Raw genomic sequence first — 20641 nt, 5'->3', positions numbered from 1 at the left:
GAATTAGTTCTATTTTATCAGAACTGCTAACATTAGGAAATAAAAAAGACTGAGTATTCTATATACAAACAGCTATCAGATCGGAATACTTTATCAAATTGGCGAGAAAAGATAGAATATAAGGTGAAAGAAGGTGGAATCGTGCTTGATCAGCAATTCATCAAAACAGACCGGCAAAAAGTATTTTTGGAAAAAGCTTCTGAGCTTGCAGAGCAGTTTTCTGAGCGGGCAGATTATTATGACCGGGAGGCTCTTTTTCCTTTTCAAAACTTTCATGATTTAAAAAAAGCGGGATTCTTGAAATTATCAATCCCTGAAAAATATGGCGGAGACAATTTGTCTCTTTATGAATTTGTGCTGATACAGGAAAAACTGGCACAGGGAGACGGGGCAACGGCTTTATCGCTTGGCTGGCATCTGGGAATCCTCATGAACATCCGGGAAACTGAAAAGTGGGATGAAAAAACGCATGCCCGGATTTCCCGAGAAATCATACAGTTCGACAAATTACTGAACAGCGCCGCTTCCGAACCGAATGGAGGAAGTCCTGCAAGAGGCGGCAAGCCTGAAACGACAGCAAAGCGGAGCGGGGATAAGTGGATTATTAACGGCAAGAAAATATTCACATCCCTTGCTCCTGCACTTGATTATTTCCTGATTACTGCAACGATAGAGGATACTGGAGAAGTAGGGGAATTTATTATACCAAAGGAATCTCGCGGGCTGTCCATTGAAGAAACATGGAACACGCTTGGAATGAGAGGAACAAGAAGCGATGATTTAATTCTTGAAAATGTGGAACTTGAATTAGAAGCGATGACAGGTTTGAAAATGAAACCTTCTAAAGGAGCGTCTCCGCAAGGCTGGCTGCTGCATATACCTGCATGTTATTTGGGAATTGCCATAGCAGCGAGGAATTTTGCTGTCGAATTTGCAAAAAAACATCAGCCAAACAGTTTAAATCATCCCATTAAAGATCTGCCTGAAGTGAGAAGAAAGATTGCAAACATGGACCTATCGCTTCTGACTGCCAGACACCTCTTATATGGAACAGCGGAAAAATGGGACACTGCTCCAAACGAACGAAATAAACTCGGAGCAGAGCTCGCAGCTGCCAAGACAGTTGCTACAAATACAGCAGTCGAAGTGGTCGATCAAGCTATGCGTGTAGTTGGCGGACAAAGTATCTTTAATTCTCTTCCTCTGCAAAGGTATTACAGAGATGTAAGAGCAGGGCTCCATAATCCTCCGGCGGATGAAATTACATTTGGCATCCTTGCAGACCAGGCATTTAGTGAGGGGAAGGGAAAATGAACCTTCCAAGAGAGTTTAAACAAACGATAATCGGTGTTCATGGAGATAAAGGGGAAGCCTGGCTCCGTGAACTCCCTTTTACCATTGCCAGGTGCGAGCAGACTTGCGGCCTGAAAATAGGCGATCCTTATAAATTGTCTTATCACTATGTAGCTCAGGCTATTAAAGCAAATGGGGAAGAGGCAGTTGTTAAAATCGGACTCCCAAACCATAAAGATTTGATTGCTGAGAGCATCGCATTAAAGGTACTGGGCAGGGGAAATGGCATGGTTAAACTGATTGGTGAACATATAAACGACGGCCTCTTAATCTTGGAAAAAGTAAACCCGGGCACCATGCTTTCAGAGGTTGAAAGGGATGAAAAAGCTGTTTTAGCTGCTTCTTCTGTTATGCAGAGAATTTGGCAGCCGTATGAAGGTGGCCATCCTTTTCCTCACTTGTCAGATTGGATGTCTGGCTTAAGAAGAGTGGAGAAAAATATGATAGATGAAAAATGTATACATAAGGCTGAGGCTCTTTTTGATCAATTAATAAACACCATTTCTAAACCCATTCTATTGCATGGAGATCTCCATCAGGACAATATTTTAAAAAGCGGCGGGGAATGGATTGCCATAGATCCCAAGGGAGTAATAGGTGAAGCTGAATTTGAAGTCACAAGCTTCTGTAAAAATTATTTATTCGATAAAAAAAATCCCCGGGACTTGCTTGAAACGAGAATAAAGCAGTTTGAAAAAGAATTAGGTATGGAGAGGAGCCGTATAATTGGCTGGGGCTTTTGCCAGGCTGTGCTGAGTGCATGCTGGTGTCTCGAGGATGGGGCTTCCTGCGAAGAGAATCTTGAACTGGCCGGAATATACGAATCCATGATGTAACTGCTTACAAATGCTGTTGACAAATTTTGTTTTTTTATCATATACTAATATCATTCTAATATCGGAAAGGAAAAGGTACTGGAGACATGTGGAACTAATCTTATTTTCTAAACGTTTTTTGAATAAGCAAAAAAACGAGACCTAGAGAATAGGATGAGTGCGCTCATTTTTCATACCATTTCCAGCTGAAGGCCCAAATCTATGCATTTTTCTGCATTTTTAGCGGGTATTCCGTTTATTTCATATGGTTTGAAATCCTCTCTAGGCGAACTTGGGAGGTTTTTTTATGGCTAAAAATGAAAGATATGTAAAACAGCGGCATGCAAATACAATCCTTAAAGTGAAAGATGTAAAAAAACAATATGGAGATCAAGTCATTCTTGAAAACATACAGCTTGAATTGAAACAAGAAGATTGTGCCGGATTAGTCGGCTACAACGGTGCAGGCAAGACGACGCTCGCCAATTTGATTTTTGGAAAGCTTCCTCCTGATGAAGGGAGCATTACGAGAAAAAAAGACCTGAAAATCGGATATCTGCTGCAATCAGTTGATTACACCGTACATGATTTTAAAGGGGTTCTAGAAGATCAAAGCTTCGAAAGAATTTTTGAAACAACAAAAAAATTAGGGCTTGAAAAAGTGCAGAATTGGAAGGAAGACCGGCTTCATCATTTAAGCGGCGGGGAGAAGCTGAAGCTTGCACTAGCTCATGTATGGACCACAAACCCGGATCTGCTGATTCTGGATGAACCGACCAATCATTTGGACTACCATGGAATAGAATGGCTTGCAGATCAGCTGAGGACCAATACTTGCGCCGTGCTGATAATCTCCCATGACCGTTACTTTCTTGACAGGACCGTATCTCATATTTTCGAATTGGAAAATAAGCAGATAAAGGAGTTCAAAGGGAATTACACGGCATACAGAAATGAGAAGAAAAGACTGGCGGAAGAACAAAAGCATCAGTATGAAGTGCAGCAGCGCTATAAAGCGAAAATTGAAGGACAAATGGAGAATTTAAAGAATTGGTCAGAAAAAGCGCACCGGGAATCAACCAAACAGGGGAGTCCTTCCGAACGGAAACAAATGGGCTTTAAAGAATACAACCGGGTAAAGGCGAAAAAAATGGACATTCAGGTCCGCTCTAAGATGAAGCGGTTAACCGCTGAACTTGAAAAGAATAAAAAAGAAAAACCGCAGGAAGAAGCAAAAGTCATGTTTCAGTTCGATTCAAGCGGAAAAAGGGGCAAGCGCGTACTTGAAGCAAAAGCGCTTGAAAAAACGTTTGGGCAGCTTTCCCTGATTAAGAAAAGTCATTTTTATATTAAGCATGGAGAAAGAATAGGCATTATCGGAAAAAATGGAGCCGGCAAATCGACGCTCATTCGGATGATTCAAGGCTTGGAGGACGTAACCGGCGGCGTGCTATGGAAAAGCGAAACGATGAAGATCGCCTATTTAAGTCAGGACGTAAATGATTTAAGGGAAGATGCAACCGTTCTTGAAGCTCTGGATCTTCATGAGAGGGAACAGATTTTAAGAGCGAGGACCACTTTCGCAAACATGGGGCTGACTGAGGAGAAGCTTAAGCAGCCGATTGGTTCACTAAGCCTCGGTGAACGCACAAGGGTCAAGCTTGTGTCTATGATCCTGAAAGAATATGATGTTCTCATACTTGATGAGCCGACAAACCATCTGGACCTCCCGAGCCGGGAACAGCTTGAGGAGACGCTTGATGAGTTTGAAGGGACCATCATCATTGTGTCTCACGATCAGTATTTTATGAACAAATTGTGTGATAAACTGCTCGTATTTGAAGACGCGATGGTAAGAAGAGTTGAAATGAAGCTTGATGACTATTTATCTAAGGAGAGAAATGAATGGAATGAAACCGATAGTGAAAAAGAGCTGCTTAAAATCGATCATCAGCTGACAGCTGTTTTAAGCAAACTAAGTGTAATAAGCAGAGAAGATCCTTCTTTTGCAATGCTTGATGCAGAGTACAGCAGACTTCTTCAAGATAAGAGGAAGCTGATAAGATGACAAGAAAAGCATAAGTGCCCGTTTAGCGCAGTCAGAATAAACGCGCTTTTTGCCAAAACTTTCGGATCCGTTCTGGCCAAGGAGCCTGAGCGATTTGTATCTTTTAAAAAAGGCTGAGTCGCGGTGACTCAGCCTTCAATTATCTATTTAGTTTTTGAAGCTGCTAAAATTTGAACTTCAAGACTGCCGCTTTTTTGATTGATTATCGTTTTAATAATGACAGGAAAATCTTTATTATTCATGAATTTAAAATCGTAGCCGCCCCATGAAACAGTCGCATCCTGATTAATAGGGACATAACCGACTTCTTTGGAATGGTGGTGAAGTTCGATTATTTCAAGGCCGGCTTTTGCGACAGCGTTGTACAAAGTGCTTGATGTCTGACAGATTCCTCCGCCAATTCCTTCAACAAACTCTTTATTTACAATCTCAAGCGCTTTTTGGTAGCCGCGTGCAGTTGTTCTCTCCCCGACAGTCAAATTAAAATAAAATCTGTCTCCTGGCCCCAAAACGATGTCATCAATTGCATTCGACGAAAGGGCAATGTTGGTGCTTCTTCCTGCTACAGAAGGATTAAACGTTGTTTTGTAGCTTCCGATCACTGTTTGCGCAGCGCCATTTAACGCTTCCTGTGTAATATTTGGAGCTGTTTCCGTAATTGGCAGCGGAATTTCGTGATTGAAAGCAGATAGATTCAGCAATTGATTGAATAGAGCTTCTTCATCAAGCACCACACGGCTTTGCCCCGGTAAAAGGTTGCCGTCTTTGACTTTTGAAGGAGTCATTGGCTGATCAAATTTATCAGCCATTTGCCGGACCAGAGCCTTCATATCCTCTTCATGCTGCTCTTTATCTTTATCGTCAGCTGTAGAGAATGTTGCTGCTGTACTGCCATCTCTGCTGTCAATCAGAGCAAACTCCCGATTCATTTCCATCGCCTTTGAAGAAACAGCTTTTGCGCTCACCGCATTTTTCGTCATGATAAGGCTTTCTTTTTCCACTAAACCGCATCCGCTTACAACAAAAATAATTGACACGAACAAAAATAAGCGTTTTATCTCGTTCTCCCCCAGTAAAAATGCAGATTATTTTATGTGAATCATACAATAGGTAAGACGCATGTGAAAAGAGAAAAGTTTCAAAAATATGGATAAAAACAGAATATTTTTCAAATGATTGATTTATTTTGAAGAAATATGTAGAATAGATTACAGAACGTGTGTTCTATTATTTGTGAAAAAAAGAACCGCAACTGAATGCGGTTCTTACCATCGGTTCTTACCATCTTATTTTGATACTTTTTGCAGCTTGTGAATGACCTGAAGAGATCTTCCAGTTCCGATTGCCACTGATTCAAGCGGGCTTGGTGCAAGGTGGACAGGAACAACAATTTCTTCACTGAGCCATTCCTGCATGCCTTTCATTAAAGCGCCTCCGCCTGTCAGAATCACTCCGCGGTCTACAATATCCCCGCTTAGTTCTGGCGGGCAGTCTTCAAGGGTAGCACGGATCGCTTCTAGAATATGAAGCAATGATTCTCTCATCGAATTCTGCATTTCAGTTGATGACAGAGTGATTGTCTTTGGAAGGCCAGTAACAAGGTCACGCCCTCTGACTTCCATCAATAGCTCGTCATGCTTGACAAGAGCATAGCCGATTTCCATTTTAATGTTCTCAGCCGTGCGCTCACCGATTAACAAGTTATAGTTTTTACGGACATATCCAATGATATCCTCATCAAGCTGATCACCGCCGATTCGGATGGAGTGGCAAGATACCACGCCGCCAAATGAGATAATGGCAACCTCTGTTGTCCCGCCGCCGATGTCAACAATGACATTTGCAATTGGTTCATCTACGGGAAGATCTGCACCAATTGCAGCTGCAACAGGTTCCTCAATTAAATGGACAATTTTAGCACCTGCATTTTTTACTGCATCGTGAATGGCACGGCGTTCAACACTTGTTGCACCTGAAGGAGTACATACGACAACAGTAGGCTTTCTGATCGAGAATCCTAATTTTTTCGAAGCTTTTTTCATAATCTGCTTAAGCATTTCAGTTGTTACATCATAATCAGCAATGACACCGTCTTTAAGCGGGCGGACCGCCACAATTTTACCCGGCGTTTTGCCAATCATGCTTTTTGCTTCCGTCCCTACAGCCAAAACATTTTTTGTTACTGTATCAATCGCCACAACGGACGGTTCATTTAACGCGATTCCTTTTTCCTTGCTGTATACAAGAATATTTGCTGTACCTAAGTCAATTCCAATTTCAGAAGTAGAAAACATATATTTTCACCCAATCCTCATAGATTTCGAGTCTTTTATATTCATTCTGCAAACAGTGTCGATTTATGGGGGTACCAGTCTTTTTTTTGATGTATTTTTTTTGAACTTCAGGGAATAAGAAAGAGAGAATTGAAAAAAGGAAGTGCATTTATTGTGGAAGTGAAATTCTGCCGGCATTCTTTTGTTGTAAAAACCAGCATCGTTCTGCCGTCTGATACAAACAATTACGGAACTTTATTCGGCGGCAAGCTGATGGCTTATATTGATGACGTAGCAGCCATTTCAGCCATCAGGCACGCCCGCTCGCATGTTGTTACGGCATCGACGGACTCTGTTGATTTTCTGCATCCTATTTATGAAGGAAACTCTGTATGTCTTGAAGCATTTGTAACATACACGGGGAGAACATCTATGGAGGTTTTTGTAAAGGTCATAGCAGAAGATCTTCTAAACGGAAATCGAAATGTATGTGCTCTATCTTTCTTAACAATGGTTGCAGTAGATGAACATAATAAGCCAACTCCCGTCCCGAAAGTTGTTCCAGAGTCAGAAACAGAAAAGACGCTGAATGACTCAGCGCTCAAGCGGGCAGCCATCCGGAAAAAGCGAAAAGAAGAAACGAAATCAATGGCCGCCGCATTCGGAACAGATTATCCTTGGCTGTAAGGGAATGGAGAATGAAAGTTGATTTAATCAGAGCCTATAGGAGCAGGGATACCCTGATCCTTAGGCTTAAAAGTGATAGAACTTGACTCTTTTTATTATGCAGAAATGAAATCTTCATAAATGCCCTAAAATAATATTTAAATGTAGGTATAGATATAGCTTAAAGGGGGGTATTTATTTAATAATCTTAATCTGTGATAATCAGCGGACAGAAAACGGTTTCTTCTGCTAAAAAAGAAATATATTCAACTAGTAGACTTGTCTATAAACCTATAAAGGCTATTAGGAAGCAGCATCATTATAAGAAAAGCGGAATTGCCCGTTTAACGCAGGCATGACAGATTAGGATCCTACAGAAAAGGCGCTTTTTGCCAATACTCTCGGATCCGTTCTGGCCAAGGAGCCTGGGCGATTTCGCTAACCATCGCAAGGTAAAATTTTATACTTTCTTATCTCTCAAAAAAGGAGAATCGAAATTGAAGCAGCTATGCATAATACCATGCGGAAATAAAAAAATTTGGGATAAGGAGCCCCATCTTGGACATGTTGAAGCTGAAAATGCCTATACAGGGACCTTTCATTTGCTCTGCCGCCAGTATGCAGAAATGTTTTTTGATGACTGGGTTATTCTTTCTGCGAAACATGGATTTTTATTTCCTGAGGATTTAGTACCCGGCAATTATAATGTCTCTTTCAGTATGAAAACAGAAGAAGTAATAAAACTTGATAAACTTCAGATGCAGGCAGATGAAAAGAACCTTCATCAATTTGAAGAGTTTGTTGTACTTGGAGGGAAGAAATTCAAGCCTATTGCAGAAAATACGCTTAAAGGAAAATTCATTTATCCGCTTCAGGATTGCAGAGGAATCGGTTATATGCAGCAAATGCTGAAAAAAGCAGTACTGACTGAACATAGTCTGCATGATTAATAGATGTAAAACAAGCGTCAGAATATGCTGATAAATCAGAAAATGGTATACTGAAAAAAATAGAACCCGAAAAGGTGCTGCGATGAACAAATATGCGGGCAGAATAATAATAACTTTACTGGCTGTATGTCTTCTGATTTTATGGAATATCTTTGACTTTATCTTTGGAAGTAAGTCCGTTCCGCTGCTGTACAGCAGTTTATTCTGTGTCATCATCTTGGCTGTTGTCTGGAAACTGGGAACTTATTTTGACCATTCCAAGCTGTTGATTCAGCAGCTGAGCGAAAGCCAGCGCCGCTATAAAAACCTGCTTGACGAGACAAAGATGGTCCTTGAGAACATCCAGGAAGTGGTGTTTCAAACTGATGGTGAAGGGAACTTTATCTACTTAAACCCTGCGTGGACGGATGTAACAGGTTATGAACGTTCTGAAAGTTTGTATACAAGCTTTTATCATTACATCACTTTTGAGGAAAAAAAGAGAGTGAGAAGCACGCTTGCTGACTATACGGCTTCGAAACGGGTAGAGGGAAGGCTCGAAACATCCTATCGCAAGAAAAGCGGCGGGGAATTTTATGCTTATGTTCATTTTAAAATGTACTATGATAATGAAGGCTATTTGATTGGAACAGTCGGAACAATCCAGGACATTACAGACAGAAAGCTTGAAGAGCGGGAATGGAGAGAGATGAATGAGCATCTTGCACTGAAATCCCAAAAACTGTCGATTGCCGGACAGCTTGCTGCCGGAATTGCCCATGAGGTGAGGAATCCTCTTACATCCATCAGCGGTTTTCTGCAGCTTATTAAAAATGAATTTCCTGACAAAGATTCCTACTTTGATATTATCTTTGGAGAAATCAAGAGAATTGAGCTGGTCTTAAGCGAGATGCTTGTATTGGCTAAACCGCAGGCGATTCATTTCAGAGAAAAGAATATGGTTTCCATTTTGGAGCAGGTGGCTGTGCTGATTGAATCTAATGCCATTTTACATAATATTCAGCTTCAAAAAAGCTTTCCTGCCGAAGAAATTATTGTTGATTGTGATGAAAATCAACTTAAGCAGGTATTTATCAATCTGATCAAAAACGCCATTGAAGCAATGCCAAATGGAGGGAATATCCACATGAGCTGCAGACTTAAAGGCGAGGCTGTGATCATTTCAATTGAAGATGACGGGATGGGTATTCCTAAAGAAAAAATCTCAAAACTTGGCGAACCTTTCTATTCTACAAAAGAAAAAGGAACTGGTCTTGGCCTGACCGTATGCTTAAGAATCATAAAAGACCATTACGGCCATATCAATGTAAACAGCAGCTTAAATAATGGGACCACCTTTGAAGTTGTCCTGCCTGTTGTCAATCGAAAATCTATATTAGAACCCGTTTAAGAGGAGATTGGTAAGATGAACTGTCATTTGTTTGTTTATGGGACACTGCGTTATATGGAGAAAAATCATCATTATATAAAGCAGGGAACGTGCATTGCCGAACAAGCCTGGACAAATGGTTCGCTGTTTGATTCGAATGAAGGTTATCCAGCGATGACTGTAGACCAGGATACAGTATACGGAGAGCTCTATGAAATTGATGAGGATCTTCTTCCTGAGATTCATAAATTAGAAGGGTACAGGGGACCGGAAGCAAATGACAGCCTGTTTGAATTTGTTCCTGTCCGGGTCTATACCGATACATTGGCACATGATGCATTTTGTTATGTGATAAAGCCTGAGCAGGCTGAAGGGATGAAGAAAATAAAGAGCGGAGATTGGAAAGAATATCAATTCATCTTGAATCCTCCGGCTGAAACGTTTTATTTTGCCTATGGCTCATGCATGGATACAGAACGTTTTCAAAAAGCGGCTGTTGAGGATCATTTTGCAGATGTTATCGGCGGCGGAAAATCAGAAAAGTACTCTGTTAAATTCACTGTCACGATGGAAGACGGGGGCCGGGCTGATTTAGTTGAAGACGGCGGAGGTGCTGAAGGCATTTTATATCGTGTACCTGAGGAAGCTGTGGACTATCTATACATGCGTGAAGGTGTAGACTCTAAAATGTATCGTCCAGCCTTCATCCGTGTGGAAATAGGAGGCAAGGTGTATGAACAGTGCCTTACCTTTACTGTTATTCAGAAGAAAGAAGAATTCCGTCCTCCAAGCCATTACTCCACAGAAATACTGAGAGGTGCTGAAGGAAGACTTGGAGATGATTATGTCGAAAAAATCCGTGCATATATGAACGCTCTTCCCGAATATAAACCTTGATAGGCAGAAGAGAAATCTTCTTTGCCTATCATCATTCAAAAACATGTTCAGCGCATCACAAAGTTTGCATGTTTTGGAGTTTAGAATCTGTGATATAAGAGCATTAGAACACTAAAAAGGAGATGTGGCCCTTTGGCTGAACTTGATAGCGTCATACTTAGCCGGATGCTTACGACATTGACACTTGCCTTTCACATTATTTTTGCAACGATTGGAGTCGGAGTGCCTGTTTTAATATCGATAGCCGAGTGGATGGGTATCAGAAAAAAAGATCCCCACTATATCCTGCTTGCCAGGCGCTGGACAAGGGGGTTTGTTGTAACAGTGGCAGTAGGGGTGGTCACCGGAACATGTATTGGATTGCAGTTATCTTTACTCTGGCCGAGTTTCATGGAAATAGCCGGACAGGTTATTGCCTTGCCGCTATTTATGGAGACCTTCGCTTTTTTCTTTGAGGCAATCTTTCTGGGAATCTATCTTTATACATGGGACAGGTTTAAAAAACCGATTTACCACTGGCTGATTTCCATTCCGATTATTATAGGATCGTCTATGTCGGCCGTTTTTATCACTACAGTTAATGCGTTTATGAATACTCCTCAGGGATTTACGCTGAATGGCAGAACAATTACCGGAATTGATCCGATTGCGGCCATGTTTAACCCTGCGGCGCCTTCAAAAGTCTTTCATGTGCTGATGTCTTCGTACATGACTTCAGCGTTTGTGCTCGCTGCTATAACAGCATTTATGATTCTTAAAGGAAGAAGAACAGACTATCACCGTAAAGCTCTGCAGGTGACGATGGTCTCGGCACTTGTCTTTTCACTGGGAACAGCGCTTGCTGGTGATCTGTCTGCAAAATTTTTGGCAGAGCATCAGCCTGAAAAGCTGGCAGCGGGAGAATGGCATTTCGAAACAGAAGCGGGAGCTGATTTGATTTTATATGGCACCTTGAATGAAGACGGAGAAATAAGCAATGAAATCAGAATTCCTAAAATGCTCAGCTTTTTATCGTTCAATGATTTTAATGCAGAAGTAACGGGATTAAATGAAATTGAAGAAAACTTAAGACCCCCGCTTTGGATTCACTATATGTTTGATGTAATGGTAACCATTGGGATGTTTGGTCTGGGACTTTCCATGCTGTTTGTTCTATTTGGAAAAATAAAGAGGCTTCGCGGCTTTCAGTCATGGCTATTATGGCCGATTGTAGCAGCCGGACCGCTCTCCATGATTGCGATCGAGGCGGGCTGGATTTTTGCTGAGGTAGGGCGTCAGCCATGGATTCTCAGAGGGTATATGAAGGTAGCTGAAGGAGCGACGACATCTGACCATGTAGGATTAATGTTTCTGATGTTCTTCGGACTTTACACTCTGCTTGGAACACTGTGCATCATTGTGCTAAGGCGCATGTTCAAAGAAAACCCGGCAGAAGCGGAGCTTGAGTACCGGTTTAAATAGGAGGGAGAAGTCTAAATGGATATTCCGATCATTGGCATGACGGTTCTGTGGATCTTTCTGTACGGATATTTAATTGTTGCTTCTATAGACTTTGGAGCTGGTTTCTTCGCTTTTTATGCGCAGCTGACCAAGCGGGATGATATCGTGAATAACTTAATCAGCCGCTATTTATCTCCAGTGTGGGAAGTGACAAATGTCTTTTTCGTCTTCTTTTTTGTTGGAATCGTAGGTTTTTTCCCGCAAACAGCCTATTATTATGGCACAGCGCTGCTCGTTCCGGGAAGCATAGCGCTGGTTTTAATAGCTATCCGCGGCTCGTTTTACGCATTTGGGAACTACGGAGCTAAAGACAGTCTTTTTTATACGTTTATATATGGGGCCACAGGACTTCTGATTCCCGCTTCCCTGTCTACAGCTCTTTCTATATCAGAAGGGGGATTTTTAGAAGAGCGAAATGGCACTGTCGTCTTTCTCGCACACGAGTTGTTTACAAGTTTTTATTCATGGAGTGTAGTGTTTCTTGCCATTGTTTCCGTACTGTTTATCAGTGCTTCTTTTTTAACCTATTATGCAGATCGTGCTTCGGACAGCAAAGCTTTGTCGCTGCTAAGAAGGTTTGCGCTGTTTTGGGCACCGCCTACAATCCTTGCAAGTTTTCTTGTTTTTCTTTCTCTGCAGCAGCACAATCCCCGTCATTTTAGCCAAGCGCTCGATCTTTGGTGGACGTTCGGATTGTCTCTCTTGTTTTTTATGGCATCCGTCTGGTTAATCTATAAAAGAAAGAATCTTGGTACGGCCTTTATAATGGTGATGCTGCAATTTTTCTTTGCCTTTTTCGGGTATGGGGCGTCTCATTTGCCGTACATTCTGGACCCGTTTGTGACCATTTATTCCGGATATACGAATGAAACGATGGGAATTACACTTGTTATCGTTTTTATAGCCGGGCTGCTGCTTTTGATTCCATCGCTTGTTCTACTCTTGCGCCTGTTTTTATTTGATGCAGAATATGTAAAGGGCAAAAAGTAAAGCTTGTAATTTTTTTAAATTAGGAATAAAGTTATGTTAAAAATTGTTTATAGTATGATGGCTGGAGGAACGTACATATGAAAAAGGATTTTGCAGTTATTGGGCTTGGGCGTTTTGGAGGCAGTATATGCCGTGAATTGAGTGAAGAGGGCATGGAAGTAATGGCCATCGATATGGATGAAGATAAAGTGAATGAATATGCCAATATTGCTTCCCATGCAGTTGTCGGCGATTCAACTGACGAAGCTGTGTTAAAAAGCCTTGGCATCCGCAATTTCGATCACGTTATCGTCGCGATTGGAGATAATATTCAGTCAAGTATTTTAACAACTCTGATGCTGAAAGAACTCGGAGTGAAATTCATCACTGTTAAAGCACAAAATGATTATCATGAGAAGATTTTACGGAAAATTGGAGCCGATCAGATCGTTCATCCAGAGAGAGACATGGGCCGAAGAATTGCGCATAATCTGATCTCGAATAATGTCCTTGATTATCTTGAACTTTCCGACGAGCACAGTATTGTCGAGATTGTTGTCAACAATAAACTGTCTGGAAATACATTAATTGACCTTGATATTCGCGCTAAATACGGAATAAACATCGTTGCCATCAAAAGAGGCAAAGAAATATTTGTAACTCCTCAGGCAGATGAAGTGATTCAAAAAGATGATATTTTAATTGTGATTGGTGCAGATACAGATATCGACAGGTTTGAAAAACGGGTTTTAGAATCTTGATCAGAAGAAGACACTTTAGGTGTCTTTTTTTGATGAGCAATGGAACGTTTGTTCTTTGCGGATTGTGGTATAATGGAAGATGTATACATTCGTGAACATATGGGTGGTCGGCTAGCCCCTGTCTCTTTTCTCTGTGAAGCAAGGAAAAGGGGGTGATGCCCGGGTGACAGTCTATGAGAGTTTAACTTTTGCGATTTCATTTGCTACGCTTATCATAGCCATTATGTCGTTTGACCAGAAAAAATAGACCTCCCAGCTTTGTCAGTTGCGGGTGAGGTCTGTTTTATTTGAATGATTAAAATGGCCGACCCCGGACGCGGGACCGAATGTATGCATGGCCGTAAGTGTTGCTGCACTTGCGGTCATTTTTATGTTATTCAACTTTTTGTTTATCATACCACATAATAAAAAAATTTAAAACGGAAACTAAAACCGTTGACTGATAGCTTATTACCCCTTACTATATGTTACTAAATACTTAATTTCATGCACTCGTATAATATTGGAAATATGGTCCAAGAGTTTCTACCGAACTGCCGTAAAAAGTTTGACTACGAGGAATGAATAAAAAGGGCTTTTTCCGTTGCCTTATTTTATCTCACTCCTCCAAATAGCGAGGGGGTTTTTTAATGAAAAAAGAAGAAATCAGACAATCAATTGAAGGAAGTACAAAAAGAAAAAAAGCAGATACCGTTTTTAAAAATGCGCAGATTGTGGATGTATTCAATCACGACATTTTAAAGGGCGATGTTGCCGTCACAAATGGAACAATTGTCGGCATAGGAAATTATGACGGAATGGAGGAAATTGATGTAAGCGGGAAATATCTTTGTCCAGGATTAATTGATGGCCATGTTCATATTGAATCATCGATGGTTCCTCCGCATGAGTTTGCAAAAGTGGTTCTGCCTCATGGCGTAACAACGGTCATTGCCGATCCGCACGAGATCGCGAATGTATCAGGTGTTAAAGGGATTCAATATATGCTGGACAGCTCAGACGGACTATTGCTTGATGTTTATGTGATGCTGCCGTCCAGTGTGCCTGCCACAAGCTTTGAACATGCAGGGGCAAGATTGGAAGCTGATGATTTAGAACCGCTTTTTAAGCATGATCGAGTCATTGGCCTGGCAGAAGTCATGGATTATGTCGCTGTCCAAACCGCTTCTGAAAGCATGCTGAATAAGCTCGAGATGACATCGCGCCACTCGCGAGTGATCGACGGACATATGGCAGGGCTCCCGGCAGATATGATCAATGTCTATCGCTCAGCGGGAATTATGACAGATCATGAAGTGACGAATGCGGAAGAGGCAATAGAGAGAGTGCAGCGCGGTATGTATGTGCTGATTAGACAGGGTTCCGTTGCAAAAGATCTTCCCAATGTCATTGGTGCTGTAAATGTGCACAATTCCAGACGATTTTTATTTTGCACGGATGATAAGCATTTGGATGATTTAGCAGCAGAAGGCAGCATCGATCATAATATAAGGCTTGCTGTGCAGCATGGAGCTGATCCTGCTGCAGCCATACAAATGGCAACATTAAATGCAGCTGAATGCTACGGTTTAAAAGATAAGGGAGCTGTCGCACCTGGTTATGAAGCGGATCTTCTGGTAGTAAATAACCTAAACGATTTTCAGATCGAGCAAGTATATAAAGCTGGGAAATTAGCTGCGCGCGATGGTAAGGTAAAAGCGGATGAGCATCAATCATTGACAACACCTGCTGACTTATTAAATACAGTTCATCTCCATGAATTACAGCCTTCTGACCTGGAACTGCTTATTACAAAAGATCAGCCGGTGCCCATTATTGAAATCATTCCCAATCAGCTTGTGACTAGAAAAATATACGATCAAACAAATGTAAGCGACGGGATTTTCCATCCTTCCACTAAGCTTGATCATTTAAAACTGATCATGGCTGAACGCCATAAGAAAACGGGATTGATCGGAAAAGGCATTGTAAAAGGGTTTCAGCTGAAAAGAGGGGCGATCGCAACGTCGATCGCGCATGATTCTCATAACCTTATTGCAGCAGGTACGAATGATGCAGACTTGCTGCTTGCTCTCCAAGTGCTGAAATCGAGTGCAGGAGGATTGGCCGTTGTACAGGATGGAAACATTCTCGCACAGCTTCCGCTTTCCATTTCTGGTTTAATGTCTGATAAGTCATATGATGAAGTGCTGCTCGGCCTGCATTCTATAAATGAAGCATTAAAAAAGGCAGGCTTGCCTGACACTTTTAATCCATTCTTAACGTTATCTTTTCTTGGGCTTCCAGTTATTCCGGAATTAAAAATAACTTGTCAGGGAATCTTTGATGTAACTTCTTTTGCCCATTTAGAATACTGAATATGAAAAACCGGTCTCATAATGAGGCCGGTTGTTTGCATTTATGTATGACCATGAAGGAGCTTCATGCGAATAAAGCTTATTGCTCTAATGGATATTGTTTCATTTGCTTGCCGTCTAAATGCAGGAGAGTCACAACTTTTTTTGTGGCAGGGCTGATGAGCTCTGCTTTGACCCCTGTATCTTTTAAACGCTGTACGAATTTTTCAAGAGAGGATGGCTTTTTCATTGATAGGCACTACCTTTCTATCATCTTCAAATTTGACTGAACGGTCAGTACAGTTCATTATACAGTATAGTTTCTGTTTCTTCAATATGATAGAGAGCACTTTATGACAGAATTTCTTATCCAAAAAAGCTGCCGGAATACCGGCAGCCTGTCTGCTTACACCTCCATAATGATAGGTAAAATCATCGGACGGCGTTTCGTTTTTTCGTAAAGGAAAGGCGCAAGCGTGTCTGTAATTTCATTTTTAATTTCAGACCATTGGCTTGTGCGGCGTTCCATTACTTTATTTAAATGTTTCGTAATCAGCACTTGTGCATCATTAATAAGATCTCCTGATTCTCTCATGTAAACGAAGCCGCGTGAGATGATGTCAGGGCCTGCAGAAATTTTAAATTCTTTCATATTAATGCTCACTACGACAATGACTAATCCCTCTTCTGAAAGGATGCGGCGGTCACGCAATACGATGTTTCCGATATCGCCAATTCCGCTTCCGTCAATATAGACAGAGCCAGAAGGGATTTTTCCGGCAACCGATACTTCGCGGTCGCTGAGGGCAAGAACTTCGCCATTATCCATGATAAAACAGTTTTCTTCAGCTACACCGCAGTCCTTGGCAAGTCTTGAGTGCATAATCTGCATGCGGTACTCACCATGAATCGGCATGAAATATTCCGGCTTCATTAAACGAAGCATCAGCTTTTGCTCTTCCTGTCCGCCGTGGCCTGATGTATGAACATCGCTTAAAGGACCGTGGATGACTTCAGCACCTGCACGGAAAAGCTGGTTGATCGTTCTGCTTACACTGATCGTGTTTCCAGGGATCGGAGAAGAAGAAAATACCACTGTATCTCCAGGAATGATTTGAATCTGGCGGTGTGTGCCATTTGCAATTCTGGAAAGAGCGGCCATCGGCTCACCCTGGCTTCCTGTACATAAAATAGTCACTTTATTAGCAGGAAGGCGGTTAATTTCATGGGGTTCAACAAATGTTTCTTTTGGACATTGAATGTATCCGAGATCTTGACCGATTGCAATCGCAGATTCCATACTGCGGCCAAAAACGGCAATTTTACGGTTATGCTGAACAGCTGCTTCAACTACTTGCTGAAGTCTGTGAATGTTTGATGCGAATGTGGCGAAGATCACGCGGCCATCTACTTTTCGGAAGATCTCCTGGATGCTTTCGCCTACGCGGCGCTCTGACATTGTAAAGTGAGGAATTTCACTGTTTGTGCTGTCTGAAAGCAAGCACAACACGCCCTCTTTGCCGATTTCAGCCATTTTCGTCAAGTTTGCAGGTTCTCCAACTGGTGTAAAGTCGAATTTGAAATCTCCTGTATGTACGATATTTCCAGGCGGTGTTTTTACAACGATGCCGTACGAATCCGGGATGCTGTGTGTAGTTCTGAAGAAGGTAACGGACGTTTTTCTGAATTTAATGATGTCATCTTCTTTTATTTCATATAATTTAGCCTGACGCAATAAACCATGCTCTTCAAGCTTGTTGCGGATTAAGCCGAGTGCAAGCTTGCCTCCGTAAATAGGCACATTTACTTGCTTGAGAAGATAAGGGATGCCGCCGATGTGATCTTCATGGCCATGTGTAATGAAAAGACCTTTAATCTTATCTTCATTTTTTACTAAATACGTGTAATCCGGAATGACGTAGTCAATTCCAAGCAATTCCTCTTCAGGGAATTTAATGCCGGCATCAATCATAATGATCTCGTCCTGGAACTGGACACCGTACGTGTTCTTTCCGATTTCTCCGAGTCCACCAAGTGCAAATACCGCAACTTGATCATTTTTAACAAATTTCATAAAAATCAAATCTCCAATACTTTAAAGTTTTCGTTTTGTTTTTCGTATTCAAGAAAAGCGCCTTCAACCGATTGAATAAATTCAATATTGTAAAAGCGGTCTTTTAGTTTATTTCTTGCGTCACCCTCTGTTTTAGCTTCAATAAAAAGGGTTTTCGTTTTTTCGCGGACAGGAACCTGATTTAATTTCTCCTGATAATAAACTTTGTATAGCATTGCCAAATCTCTCCTTAACTGCCGTATGTTAGACTAACTTGTTCTATTATATGCGATAATCTTCCCTAAGCCAACCCTCATAAGCGCTGGGCCTGTTTCTATTAGAAAAAAAACCCTCTATTTATAGAAGGGGTTTTTGTTAAGCCATTGTTTTTCTGCCGAGAATATTATTCCATTGAGATCTTATTCTGCGTCGCAATCTTTTCATCATTTCTGTCTCACTCCTTATCTTGTCCAATTAGATGTGTGCCGAACCCTCGTGAATCTGCCAGACTTAGTATATGTGATAAAAAGGAAAGTTAACATGGATATTTGTGGAAAATAATTGTTTTTCATGGTTAAATGTGAAGAGGTTAAACGTTTTCTGTTGAGAAGCGAAAAATTTTCCTTTATTATGAGTCTAGTTATGGTTGATTAATTCAAACAGGTTAGGGGACGTTTTTTATGAACGGAAAAGTCATATTTTTTGATATAGACGGCACTTTATTAAATCATGATAAAGAAATACCGGATTCGACACGGACAGCCATCGAAGATTTAAAAAAAGCAGGTCACCATGTTGCCATCGCAACAGGCAGGGCGCCTTTCATGTTTGAGGATCTTAGACAAGAGCTTGGAATCGATTCCTTTGTCAGTTTTAATGGACAGTTTGTTGTATTTGAAGGAAAAGTCATTTATAAAAATCCGCTTAATACAGAAAGACTGGAAGAATTATATGAATTTGCACGCACTTCAAATCATCCGTTAGTCTTTATGAGTGATGATACTATGATGTCAACAGAGTCAGATCACCCTTATATTCACGAAAGCATGGGCAGTCTGAAGTTTATGCATCCGGAGCAGGATGCGGATTTTTACCGCAATCGCGAAATTTATCAAACGCTTCTTTTCTGTAAAGAAGGCGAAGAAGAAGATTATAAAAAATATGAAGATTTTCATATTATCCGCTGGCACGAGCTTGCCACTGATATTCTTCCGTTCGGAGGCTCAAAGGCTGAAGGCATCAAAAAGCTGATGGAGCGCCTTGAGATCGAGAAGCAAGATGTATATGCCTTCGGTGATGGATTGAATGATCTTGAAATGATTAAATATGTCGGCACAGGAGTAGCGATGGGTAATGCGGTGCCTGAGCTGAAAGAGCTTGCAGATGAAGTGACGACTGATGTAAATCAGGACGGCATCCTAAATGGACTGAAAAAAGTGGGACTGCTGTAGGACTGTGTTTTAGCTTTGTCCCGCACTAAAATCTTTTAACTAAAAAACCTGTCTGCTCATCATGCAGACAGGTTTTTTCAGCGTTCAATGGCAATGGCGCCTTCGGGTTCCTGCATAGGATCTTTCTCATTCATATGGTCATAAAACATAATGCCATTTAAATGATCAATTTCATGCTGAAACACAATAGACAGCAGACCGCGGAGCCTTAAATCGAGTTCTTCGCCTTCAAGCGATACGGCTTTCACGCGGATTCTTGCATGGCGGGGCACATATCCCGGTACAGGGCGGTCAACAGACAGGCAGCCTTCACCGCTTGTTAAGTAGCTTTTTTCAATAGAATGGCTGACAATTTTCGGATTAAATAATGCATAACTGTGCAAAATTCCTTTTTCATCTGTCAGCCGAATGGCAATCATCCGTTTTGAAACGTTTATTTGCGGTGCAGCAAGTCCTATTCCAGGTCTTAAGCCGTATTTTTCAATCATTTCAGGATTTTGACTGTTAGAAACATAATCAAGTAAATCCTGCAATGTTTTTTTGTCTTCATCAGAAGGAGGCATGGCAACTTCTTCTGCCGCCTTGCGAAGTGCCGGATGGCCTTCCCTTATAATATCATCCATTGTAATCACGGGGACTCACACTCCATTTCTTGTCTTGCCGGGAAAGTATAAAAGTCAAAAGGCAGTGGATATGGAAAAGCTGTTTCTGCGTCCATCTCCGGCGCCTGGATCCTCGGTCAGAACAAGGCGCCTGCGCTTTTGATCCTAAATCATCTATATAAGTATAATGGAATTTCTGTAAAACGAAAAGTATTGCTTGTCCATTCAGAATATGCGGCATCAATCATGCGGCTTGCCCACATAAAATGTGGGCATCATCGGCCGCAATCATTCATTAGCAGTGGCCTACAAAAGCAGCACCAACGATAATTAATAGAATAAACAATACGACGATTAAAGCGAAAGTGCGTCCACAGCCGCCACCGTAGCCGTAACCGTATCCAGGGTAACATCCGTACATGTAAAAACCTCCTTTTTATGACCCTCATCTTCTGTGCATTTGCCTGAGCGTCTAATATAAACTATGTCACGGCATGGAAAGTGTATAGACAAAAGCCCAGATACAATAAAAAAATGAGGCGGGCAATTAGCGTGGAGAAGGAACAGCCGACACAGGG

General features: G+C 41.5%; 19 protein-coding genes and 1 riboswitch. Of the genes, 12 read left to right on the top strand and 7 right to left on the bottom strand.

The genetic code is table 11. From position 1 onward, the window contains the following. The first annotated feature begins 141 nt into the window (after positions 1-141). From E2R53_RS08485 to abc-f, 3 genes are all read left to right on the top strand, one after another. Positions 142-1314, top strand: coding sequence for an acyl-CoA dehydrogenase family protein (locus E2R53_RS08485; protein WP_206197369.1), 1173 nt, complete (start codon positions 142-144; stop codon positions 1312-1314). Continuing rightward, the gene (locus E2R53_RS08480; protein ID WP_133311354.1) at positions 1311-2189 is read left to right on the top strand and encodes an aminoglycoside phosphotransferase family protein; all 879 of its coding nucleotides are present in this window, start codon (positions 1311-1313) and stop codon (positions 2187-2189) included. Before E2R53_RS08485 ends, E2R53_RS08480 begins: the two co-directional genes overlap by 4 nt. Positions 2190-2475: 286 nt before the next feature. Further along, positions 2476-4236 carry a ribosomal protection-like ABC-F family protein gene (gene abc-f / locus E2R53_RS08475; RefSeq protein ID WP_133311353.1) on the top strand — a complete coding sequence of 587 codons (1761 nt, stop codon included), beginning with the start codon at positions 2476-2478 and terminating at the stop codon, positions 4234-4236. A 143-nt stretch (positions 4237-4379) separates the two neighbouring features. Here abc-f and E2R53_RS08470 read toward each other — a convergent pair whose 3' ends face one another. Both E2R53_RS08470 and mreBH read right to left on the bottom strand, forming a co-directional pair. Then, complete coding sequence (locus E2R53_RS08470; RefSeq protein ID WP_133311352.1) at positions 4380-5237, bottom strand: VanW family protein; 858 nt, start codon at positions 5235-5237, stop codon at positions 4380-4382. Positions 5238-5522: 285 nt separating this feature from the next. After that, entirely contained in the window at positions 5523-6530 is a 1008-nt protein-coding gene (gene mreBH / locus E2R53_RS08465) for a rod-share determining protein MreBH (RefSeq protein WP_070878977.1), read from the bottom strand. 150 nt (positions 6531-6680) lie between these two features. Between mreBH and E2R53_RS08460 the strand changes: the two genes are divergently transcribed. The 8 genes from E2R53_RS08460 (at position 6681) to ade (ending at position 15978) form a co-directional block, all read left to right on the top strand. Continuing rightward, positions 6681-7196, top strand: a complete 516-nt coding sequence (locus E2R53_RS08460; protein ID WP_133312226.1) for an acyl-CoA thioesterase — start codon at positions 6681-6683, stop codon at positions 7194-7196. Between the two features lie 476 nt (positions 7197-7672). After that, entirely contained in the window at positions 7673-8125 is a 453-nt protein-coding gene (locus E2R53_RS08455; RefSeq protein WP_133311351.1) for a DUF6884 domain-containing protein, read from the top strand. An 82-nt stretch (positions 8126-8207) separates the two neighbouring features. Next, positions 8208-9515: an ATP-binding protein gene (locus tag E2R53_RS08450; RefSeq protein ID WP_133311350.1), complete on the top strand. Its 1308-nt coding sequence runs from the start codon at positions 8208-8210 to the stop codon at positions 9513-9515. Positions 9516-9530: 15 nt separating this feature from the next. Beyond that, positions 9531-10391, top strand: a complete 861-nt coding sequence (locus tag E2R53_RS08445) for a gamma-glutamylcyclotransferase (protein WP_133311349.1) — start codon at positions 9531-9533, stop codon at positions 10389-10391. 132 nt (positions 10392-10523) lie between these two features. Further along, complete coding sequence (locus tag E2R53_RS08440; protein ID WP_286166113.1) at positions 10524-11852, top strand: cytochrome ubiquinol oxidase subunit I; 1329 nt, start codon at positions 10524-10526, stop codon at positions 11850-11852. 15 nt (positions 11853-11867) lie between these two features. Further along, complete coding sequence (locus E2R53_RS08435) at positions 11868-12881, top strand: cytochrome d ubiquinol oxidase subunit II (RefSeq protein ID WP_133311348.1); 1014 nt, start codon at positions 11868-11870, stop codon at positions 12879-12881. Between the two features lie 77 nt (positions 12882-12958). Then, positions 12959-13621, top strand: coding sequence for a potassium channel family protein (locus E2R53_RS08430; protein ID WP_070878984.1), 663 nt, complete (start codon positions 12959-12961; stop codon positions 13619-13621). 472 nt (positions 13622-14093) lie between these two features. Continuing rightward, positions 14094-14195, top strand: a riboswitch (purine riboswitch). 55 nt (positions 14196-14250) lie between these two features. Then, positions 14251-15978: an adenine deaminase gene (ade, locus tag E2R53_RS08425; RefSeq protein ID WP_133311347.1), complete on the top strand. Its 1728-nt coding sequence runs from the start codon at positions 14251-14253 to the stop codon at positions 15976-15978. A 79-nt stretch (positions 15979-16057) separates the two neighbouring features. Here ade and E2R53_RS23175 read toward each other — a convergent pair whose 3' ends face one another. The 3 genes from E2R53_RS23175 to E2R53_RS08415 form a co-directional block, all read right to left on the bottom strand. Further along, on the bottom strand, positions 16058-16207 hold the full coding sequence (locus E2R53_RS23175; RefSeq protein ID WP_165970927.1) for a hypothetical protein: 150 nt from the start codon (positions 16205-16207) through the stop codon (positions 16058-16060). A gap of 156 nt (positions 16208-16363) precedes the next feature. Beyond that, a complete protein-coding gene (rnjA, locus tag E2R53_RS08420; protein ID WP_133311346.1) occupies positions 16364-18031 on the bottom strand; it encodes a ribonuclease J1 in 1668 nt (555 codons plus the stop codon). A 5-nt stretch (positions 18032-18036) separates the two neighbouring features. Beyond that, positions 18037-18246: a DNA-dependent RNA polymerase subunit epsilon gene (locus E2R53_RS08415; protein ID WP_133311345.1), complete on the bottom strand. Its 210-nt coding sequence runs from the start codon at positions 18244-18246 to the stop codon at positions 18037-18039. Positions 18247-18690: 444 nt separating this feature from the next. Between E2R53_RS08415 and E2R53_RS08410 the strand changes: the two genes are divergently transcribed. Then, positions 18691-19461 carry a Cof-type HAD-IIB family hydrolase gene (locus tag E2R53_RS08410; RefSeq protein ID WP_133311344.1) on the top strand — a complete coding sequence of 257 codons (771 nt, stop codon included), beginning with the start codon at positions 18691-18693 and terminating at the stop codon, positions 19459-19461. 77 nt (positions 19462-19538) lie between these two features. Here E2R53_RS08410 and def read toward each other — a convergent pair whose 3' ends face one another. Both def and E2R53_RS08400 read right to left on the bottom strand, forming a co-directional pair. Further along, positions 19539-20093: a peptide deformylase gene (def, locus tag E2R53_RS08405; protein ID WP_133311343.1), complete on the bottom strand. Its 555-nt coding sequence runs from the start codon at positions 20091-20093 to the stop codon at positions 19539-19541. Positions 20094-20358: 265 nt separating this feature from the next. Beyond that, positions 20359-20484 carry a YjcZ family sporulation protein gene (locus E2R53_RS08400; protein ID WP_133311342.1) on the bottom strand — a complete coding sequence of 42 codons (126 nt, stop codon included), beginning with the start codon at positions 20482-20484 and terminating at the stop codon, positions 20359-20361. Positions 20485-20641: the final 157 nt, after the last annotated feature.

Source organism: Peribacillus frigoritolerans (assembly GCF_004358755.1).
Taxonomy (GTDB): Bacteria; Bacillota; Bacilli; order Bacillales; family Bacillaceae; genus Bacillus_P.
The sequence above is the reverse complement of the archived record's forward strand: the minus strand, read 5'-3'. Positions and strand labels throughout refer to the sequence as shown.